Annotated in this window: 1 protein-coding gene; it reads left to right on the forward strand. The window is 74.4% G+C overall.

What is annotated here, in order from left to right; all coding sequences use genetic code 11:
- Positions 1 to 170: 170 nt before the first annotated feature.
- Positions 171 to 1,187, forward strand: coding sequence for a hypothetical protein (locus Q7W29_03945; protein ID MDO9170965.1), 1,017 nt, complete (start codon positions 171 to 173; stop codon positions 1,185 to 1,187).
- The last annotated feature ends 163 nt before the right edge of the window (positions 1,188 to 1,350 follow it).

Here is a 1,350-nt window from a genome sequence, read left to right on the forward strand (position 1 = left end):
CGCCTGCGCCAGGAGGACCCGCGCTACTCGCTGGCCAACGCCGTCGGCTCCGGCCTGATCCTGGTCTCGCTGGTCTACGACTTCAACCTGTCGAGCGCCGCCATCGAGTCGGCGTGGCTGGTGCTGAGCGTGTGGGGGCTCGTCCGCGCCCGTCGCCGCAAGGAGGGATCGTGAAGCGGGGCGTCGCCGCCTTGCTGATGGTGTCCGCCCTGTGCGTCGCGACGCGCGCCGCCGCGGACGCCGCGACGGGCATCGCCGGGATCTGCGCGTCGCTGCCCGACGGCGCCGCGGTCCGGGTGGTGCTGCGCGACGGCACCGCGACCGAAGGCCGCGTCGGCGGCTGGGACGGCGCCGTCCTGCGCCTGATGACGGAGGACGACGGCGCGGCGGCCTGCGCCGAAGCCGACATGATCTCCCTGTGGAAGCGCGAGAGCCACGCCAAGGGCGGCGCCAAGGTCGGCGCCCTGACCGGCGGCCTCGCGGGCTGCCTGGGCGCGGCCGCGTTCGCCGTCCTCGTCAGCGCCATCGCAAACAGCGGCGAAGGCGGCGGCGATGACAATCACGACGCGGAAATCGTGCCGTTCGTGGCGATCGGCACGATCGCCGGCGCGGGCCTCGGCGCGCTGTTGGGGGGGACGGCCGGCTCGGCGCTGCCCGACTGGAAGCTGCTCTGGACGCGACCCGGCATCCCGGCGGCCGTCAGGAGCGCCGCCGTGCACCGTCGCCTGCGTTCCGGCGGCCTGGAAGTGCTGCTCGGTTCGGCGAGCGCGCGGCGCTGGCCGCAGGACGACGGGCTGGCGTTCGCGGGGCGATGGCGAGCGAAACTGTCGCCCCGCGTCTGGACCGCGCTGGAAGTCGCCCGCCACGACGTCAACGCGTACGAACCGGTCTCCATGGACCTCGGCGGCTCCACGCCGGGCGGCGACATCGCGTGCTGGCAGGCCGGCGTGCTGCTCCAGGCCAACCTGGCCCTCGGCGAGGTGCGGCCCTACGTCGTCGGCGGCCTGGGCGGTTACTGGTGGCGCGAGGATTTCCTGGGCGGGAGTTGGGGAGGCGGCCTCGAGGCCGCCATCGACCCGCGCACCTTGGTCCGCCTCGAGTATCGGCGCCACGGCAACCTGCAGCGCCTGGCCGGGGCCGACCCCACCCTCGAGTCGGTGATGGCCGGCGTGGCCATGACCTGGTGAGCCGCCGGGCCGCCGAAAGGCACGAGGGCCGCCCCCCTGGGCGGCCCTCCGTCGTTCGCATCGCCGGGGAACTCCGGCCTACATCGGCGCGAACCCCTGGTCCGCCCAGTACTCGTCCTGCATCATCTTCTCCAGCTCGACCAGCTGCGCGAGGTGCCCGACC

The sequence above is a fragment of the bacterium genome (assembly GCA_030654305.1).
Classification (GTDB): domain Bacteria; phylum Krumholzibacteriota; class Krumholzibacteriia; order LZORAL124-64-63; family LZORAL124-64-63; genus PNOJ01.